2 protein-coding genes are annotated in these 1631 nt (G+C 69.8%); one reads left to right on the top strand and one right to left on the bottom strand.

Going from position 1 to position 1631, the window contains the following annotated elements; all coding sequences use genetic code 11:
- Positions 1-23 precede the first annotated feature (23 nt).
- Positions 24-431, bottom strand: coding sequence for a DUF3151 domain-containing protein (locus tag Cba03nite_RS39335; RefSeq protein WP_203757661.1), 408 nt, complete (start codon positions 429-431; stop codon positions 24-26).
- Positions 432-506: 75 nt separating this feature from the next.
- On the opposite strand from Cba03nite_RS39335, the gene Cba03nite_RS39340 reads away from it, so the two are divergent.
- A complete protein-coding gene (locus tag Cba03nite_RS39340) occupies positions 507-1607 on the top strand; it encodes an LOG family protein (protein WP_203757664.1) in 1101 nt (366 codons plus the stop codon).
- Positions 1608-1631 lie beyond the last annotated feature (24 nt).

The raw sequence follows: 1631 nt of genomic DNA on the forward strand, positions 1-1631 counted from the left end.
GCCGTCCCCCCGTAAACAAAGACTCAAGAGTTCAAAGCATCAAACGCCGCCGGATCACAATCCCTCAAAAACTGCGCACACCGCGCCGCCTCATCAGCCTCATTGATCTCCGCAGCAGCCACCGAAAGAGCATGCAGGCACCGCAGGAACCCCCGATTGGCCTCATGAGCCCACGGCACCGGCCCGTGCCCCTTCCACCCGGCCCGGCGCAGCTGGTCCAGCCCCCGGTGATAGCCGGTGCGGGCGTACGCGTACGCGGTGACGGGCTGGCCTGCGGTCAGTGCTCGTTGGGCGAGGGCGGCCCAGGCGGCGCTGTAGGTGGGGTGGTCGGCGGCGACCGGGGTGGGGTCGTCGGAGGCGGCGAGGGCGGCGGCCGCGTTCTCGTCGTCGGGGAGCAGGGTGGCGGGTGGTTCTGGCATCAGGTTCCGCATTGCCTTATTCAACCTGGTCCTGGGTGGGTTGTGCCCGCGGTGGGGTGCGTGGTTCGTCACGGGCATACTCGGCTGATGTCTGCTGCCACCCCGTTGGAGATCGAGTCTGTGCAGGAGCTGGCCGAGCGGCTGGCGGAGAAGAGCCTTGCGGGGCTGACCGTGCAAGGGCTGACGATCGATCAGGATCTGTCGCGTATCAAGGTGAAGGACGCCGTCTTCATCGGGTGTTCGTTTCCGAGCCTGGCCGCGGAGGCGGCGCTGGTACGCCGCGGGGCGCACGTGGTGCCGGTGGCGGACTGGGTGCCGTATCCGACGCATCCGGCGCGGCTGTACACGGCCGCGGATCTGACGGCGGGGTTCGCGGAGGGTGGGTTCGCGAACATGTACGACTCGCGGGTGTACCGGCATTTCGTGACGGAGGGCGGGCCGAACGCGGGGGTGCGGGAGGCGCTCGCGCAGCGGTTGCACGATCACGGGATCGACAACGCGCTGCATGACGCGGCGGCGGACTGGGCTCCGGCGCGCCGGATCGGGATCATGGGCGGGCATGCGGAGCTGCGGGGCAGCGGTGCGTATCGGCTGGCGGCGGCGATCGGGCACGGGCTGGCGGGGGCCGGGCGGCTCATCGTGACGGGCGGCGGGCCGGGCGTGATGGAGGCGGCGAACCTGGGTTCGTATCTGGCGGCGTACCCGGTGGAGGCGCTGGACGCGGCGGTAGGGCGGCTGGCGGAGGCGCCGGACTTCCACGACCACGACCCGTATACGCAGACGGCTCTGCACGTGCTGGCGGAGTATCCGGCCGTGGACCTGTGGGCGGGCGGCCTGTCGGTGCCGACGTGGCTGTACGGGCACGAGCCGGCGAACGTGTTCGCGGGGCAGATCGCGAAGTACTTCTCGAACGCGATCCGGGAGGACGTGATCCTGAAGCTCGCGCGGGGCGGGATCGTGTTCGCACCGGGCCGGGCGGGCACCGTGCAGGAGGTCTTCCAAGCGGCGACGAAGACGTACTACGCGACGGACGGTGACAGTGGCCCCTTCGTGTTCCTGGGCCGCCGCTTCTGGACGGAGGAGCTGCCGGTGACGGAGCTGCTGCGCACCCTCCTCGGCGGCGCCGAGCTGGCCTCCCTGGTCCACGTCACCGACGACGTGACCGAAGCCCTCGCCATCCTCTGCTGAAAGGAAGGGCACCTTCTTAGCTTT

The sequence above is a fragment of the Catellatospora bangladeshensis genome (genome assembly GCF_016862575.1).
GTDB classification, from domain to species: Bacteria; Actinomycetota; Actinomycetes; order Mycobacteriales; family Micromonosporaceae; genus Catellatospora; species Catellatospora bangladeshensis.